This is a genomic window from Desulfurella sp., from assembly GCF_049977265.1.
Taxonomy (GTDB): domain Bacteria; phylum Campylobacterota_A; class Desulfurellia; order Desulfurellales; family Desulfurellaceae; genus Desulfurella.
In genome coordinates, this window is sequence record NZ_JBMFGQ010000009.1 from 1 (window position 1) to 4,092 (window position 4,092).

The 4,092-nt window shown below is 30.6% G+C and carries 4 protein-coding genes; 3 read left to right on the forward strand and 1 reads right to left on the reverse strand.

The window, feature by feature from the left end:
- Positions 1-80: 80 nt before the first annotated feature.
- The gene (locus tag ACP5FO_RS02970) at positions 81-1,046 is read right to left on the reverse strand and encodes an NAD(P)H-dependent flavin oxidoreductase (protein ID WP_272978498.1); all 966 of its coding nucleotides are present in this window, start codon (positions 1,044-1,046) and stop codon (positions 81-83) included.
- A 145-nt stretch (positions 1,047-1,191) separates the two neighbouring features.
- Between ACP5FO_RS02970 and def the strand changes: the two genes are divergently transcribed.
- The 3 genes from def to lnt are packed head-to-tail and all read left to right on the forward strand — an operon-like array spanning position 1,192 to position 4,024.
- Positions 1,192-1,692, forward strand: a complete 501-nt coding sequence (def, locus tag ACP5FO_RS02975) for a peptide deformylase (protein ID WP_428156999.1) — start codon at positions 1,192-1,194, stop codon at positions 1,690-1,692.
- Positions 1,689-2,600, forward strand: a complete 912-nt coding sequence (fmt, locus tag ACP5FO_RS02980) for a methionyl-tRNA formyltransferase (RefSeq protein ID WP_428108889.1) — start codon at positions 1,689-1,691, stop codon at positions 2,598-2,600. Before def ends, fmt begins: the two co-directional genes overlap by 4 nt.
- A complete protein-coding gene (gene lnt / locus ACP5FO_RS02985) occupies positions 2,579-4,024 on the forward strand; it encodes an apolipoprotein N-acyltransferase (RefSeq protein ID WP_428157000.1) in 1,446 nt (481 codons plus the stop codon). The genes fmt and lnt overlap by 22 nt, the downstream gene beginning before the upstream one ends.
- The last annotated feature ends 68 nt before the right edge of the window (positions 4,025-4,092 follow it).

Sequence of the window (4,092 nt, forward strand, 5' to 3'; positions counted from 1 at the left end):
AGTTTGAGCGTATTGTTGACAAACAAAACTGTAGCTATGCATCCAATAGCAGTAATATATGAAGGGATAAAAAAGCCAGGCTAAATAAGTCTGGCTTGTTGCTCGATAATTTGCTTTGCCTGGTTAATTATATTCACTATAACTTCTTTTGTAGTTGGTATATCATTTATTAACCCAATTACCTGGCCACATGCAAGTAAAGCATTGTCAATTAAACCTTCTTCTAACATTTTTTTACCATTTAGTCCGCTTAGATATGGAGCTAATTCTTCTAGTGTAGCTTTATTGTTTTCTAATTCTAAAACTTTTAAAGCGTGTTTATTTTTGAAAGCTCTCAGTGTATTTTTTAAACTACGTTCTACCAAAACCGTATCGGTTTCTTTTGCGTTAAGTAATGCTTGTTTAATGTTTTCATGCACAGGTGCTTCTTTAGTCATCATAAATCTTGTACCCATGTTTACTGCACAAGCGCCTAGTGATAATGCAGCAACAAATCCTCTTGCGTCGCCAAAACCGCCTGAAGCTATAATAGGAATATTAAGTTCATCTTTTGCTCTTGGTATTAAGATTAAAGAAGTTACATCATCTTCACCAGGGTGACCCGCACACTCAAATCCATCAATACTGACATAGTCACAGCCTATATTTTGTGCTTTTATAGCATGTCTAATTGATGTACATTTGTGTATAATTTTTACATTATTGTTTTTTAATTTTTCAATATAATCAGCAGGGTTTCTGCCAGCAGTTTCTACTATTTTTACACCACTTTGGACTATAGCATCAATGTAGGCATCGTAATTTACTGGCTTTAGTGTGGGTAAAAATGTAAGATTTACACCAAAAGGCCGTGTGGTTAATTTTTTTGTTTGTTCAATTTCATTTGCAAGTAGCTCTGGAGTTTCAAAACTAAGGGCAGAAAGTATACCCAAACCTCCAGCATTTGATACAGCGCTAACAAGTTCTTTTTTTGAAATCCACATCATGCCACCTTGCATAATAGGGTATTCTACATTAAAATCTTTTGTAAATTGTGTTTCAAACATTCTGTTCCTCCTCTTTTTACGTAAACGTCAAATTAAATATACCATAAATTTAAATATCAGTCAACTGTTATATATTATTTATTTAAAAATGTTCTCTTGACTTAAAATTGCAAAAAAGTATAATTTTAAAGAAGGAGACAGTTTTATGGACTATAAAATATTAACTTATCCAGATAAAGAGCTAAAAAAAGTTTCAAGTGCAGTTGACAAGATTGATGATAGTATTTTAGAGCTTATTGATTCTATGGGCCAGATCATGCTAAAAAACAATGGTATCGGTCTTGCATCACCTCAGATTGGAGTAAAAAAGAAAATTATTATTATAGACGAGAGGGCAATTGGCACAAATAGCAATATAATAGTGATGATTAACCCTAAAATTGTTTCATATGAGAGCTTTTATGAAGAACATGATGAAGGTTGTTTAAGTGTTCCTGGTTTTTACGGAAAAGTAAACGATCGCAGGCGGTATATAAAAGTTCAATACCTTGATTTAAAAGAACAGGTGCAAGAAGTTGAGTTCGATAATTTTTTGTCGGTTGTTATTCAGCATGAGATAGATCACTTAAATGGCATTTTGTTTGTTGACAGGATTAATTTTGTTGAAAAATTAAGATTTAAAAAGTTTTTAAAAGAAAATAAATGAATATAGCTTTTTTTGGTACAAGTGATATTGGCATTGAAACGTTAAAAAGTATAAATGAGCATTTTTCCGTAAAAGCAGTTATTACAACAAAAGATAAAAAAGGCAAACGTAACAAAATTCTAATTGAAAGCCCTATCAAAAAACAGGCAATTAAGCTTGGTCTTAATTTTTTTCAACCAGAAAAGTTTGATGATAATTTTTTAAGCCAGATAAAAGACTGCCAGATGGGTATATTGTTTTCTTATGGCAAAATAATACCTCAAAATGTCATTGATGCTTTTAAATACGGCATTTTGAATATACATCCAAGCATATTACCAAAATACAGAGGTGCTTCTCCAATCATAAGCGCGCTCTTAAACGGTGATTTATACACAGGCATAAGCATAATAAAACTTACCAAAGATCTGGATGCAGGTGATTGTTTAATGCAAAAGATTATTGAAATAACACCAGACGATGATAATATTACACTGTCAAATAAAATTTCTTACCTGGCAAGCCAGATGATTATATGCGCTATTGAATTTTACAAAGATGGTTTATTAAAACCAAAACCCCAAAAAGGCAATATATCATACACTAAAAAATTTAACAAAAATGATGCTTTAATAAATTTTGAAACTGATGACGCTTGTTTTGCAGTTAGAAAGGTAAAAGCTTTTGCAGGTTATCTGGATGCTTTTTTTTACTACAATTCAAAAATTTATAAAATATTAAAAGCAAGTGTTTGCGATCTTAGCGCAACACCAGCAACTGTTGTGAAAGTAAGCAAAAACTCACTTATAGTAGCTTGTAAAAACAAAAGCATTAGTATAGAGCAAATTAAACCCGAAGGTAAGAATGTAATGTCAATTGAAGCATTTTTAGCAGGACACAAATTTCAATGTGGTCAAAAAATAATATAGAGCGTTTTGCTTTTATTTTAGTACCATTTTTGCTTATTCTATCTTTTTATTATTCTTTTATTTCTTTTTTTGCATTTGTGCCGCTTTTAATTTCTCTAAATTCACAAAAAAGCGCAAAAGTATTTTTAGATGTTTTTTTGATAATCAGTATTTCTTTTTTACCTTTTTTCCTTTTTTTGTATATTGGTTTATTAAAAGGTATTTATGTTTACAATCATGTACCGTTTTTTTTAGCTTTTTCTATGTATTTTGGTGTCTGTATATACCAGTTGACATATACAATAGTACCGTTTTATTTAATAAAAAAATTTAATATCAGCTTTTTGCTTTTGCCTGTTTTTTACATAGCTTTCGAATATTTGCGTTCGATTGTGCTATATGGAGATCCTATTGGAAATGTGAGCATGTTTGTTTACAATATGCCATTTTTTATAAAAGATGCAACTTGGTTTGGTTCTTATTTTGTGGGGTTAAAACTTTTATTTGTTAATGTTGCAATATATTATTTGTACAAAAATGAAATAAAGTATGCCTTTATAATTTTGGGTTCAATTGCTTGTTTATTTTTTGTTGTTAATTTTCCAACAAAAAATGGTTCAATGAAAAAATCCATAGCATTAATTCAGGGTAATATTTCACAATCTCAAAAGTGGGACAATGCTATGTTGATGAATAATTTAAATGTTTATGTAAATGCTACAAAAAAAACAAATGCCGATCTTGTAGTCTGGCCAGAAAGTGCTTATCCGTTTTTATTTAATGCTCAAGATTTTAACAATATACTTGGATATTACAAAACACCCATAATTTTTGGCGCTCAAACCCAAAGGGGCAGTAATTATTATAATTCTGCAGTTTTTTTTAATCATAAAAAGTATGACTATTATGATAAACACGAGCTTGTACCATTTGCAGAATTTATACCACTAAGGAAATATCTGAGCTTTATACCCACCGTTACAAAATTTGGTAGTTTTACTCATGGTAAGAGATTTACATTATTTGATGTTGATGGCCTTAAAACTGCGGCTATCATTTGCTATGAGGAAGATTTTGAAAATATTGCAAGAACTTTCAAGAATCTAGGAGCAAGGTTGCTTGTGGTTATAACAAATGATGCGTGGTTTAGTCACACGCCGACTTTTCATTTATTTTATAGGGATGATTTTTACAGGGCTGTAGAAAACAATATATATGTTGCTCGATGTGCTAATACTGGTTTTAGTATGATAGTTAGTCCACAAGGCAAAATGATAACAAATTTAAAGCCTTATACTTTTGGCATACTAAAGGCTGATATTGTATTTGATGACAAAAAAATAACTATTTTTGATAAATTTGGACACTTTTTTGGTTTATTTGATTTAATTTTTACTGGAATTTTACTTTCAATAGCTATTATTAAAAAGAAAAAGGCAGCCTAAAGCTGCCCTGCTTGACACCTTTTGTGCACAAAAAGTTTCAACGCAACTTATTTTGTTGCGTTTGTTGC